The organism is Shewanella sp. S1-49-MNA-CIBAN-0167 (assembly GCF_040310145.1).
GTDB lineage: Bacteria > Pseudomonadota > Gammaproteobacteria > Enterobacterales > Shewanellaceae > Shewanella > Shewanella psychromarinicola.
This window is the reverse complement of record NZ_JBEOPO010000149.1, coordinates 1-336: the sequence shown is the minus strand read 5'-3', so window position 1 is coordinate 336 and position 336 is coordinate 1. Positions and strand designations below refer to the sequence as shown.

1 protein-coding gene is annotated in these 336 nt (G+C 47.3%); it reads right to left on the bottom strand.

The window, feature by feature from the left end:
* Window positions 1-37 precede the first annotated feature (37 nt).
* A partial coding sequence (locus AAEZ00_RS20760) for a hypothetical protein (RefSeq protein ID WP_502959352.1) occupies window positions 38-336 on the bottom strand: 299 nt, incomplete at its 5' end.

The window sequence follows — 336 nt, the reverse complement described above, 5'->3', positions numbered from 1 at the left end:
ACCCAATAGCGTCTGCCGATTACGCCATGTCATGTGACTATTCCTGCACTTGATCGAATATAGGCATCGGCGCGATACGGGCGAATTTTGCCACCGCCGAACCTGGGAAAATTTTAACCCCACTGTTTAACTCATCTACGGCTTTACGGTAAAAGTCTTCTGCGTGCACAAAGTCGAGCTCTAGCTGTATATATTCAGCGAGCTGATCCGCACTCAGTTTGTCTTTATTCACTGTAGCTAATAGCGCTTCTAAACCTTGATCAATCTGCTGCCAAGCGGCTATCGATACCGACAAAGAGCCACCAGCCATATTTGACTCTTCAATCGGTTGTTCCC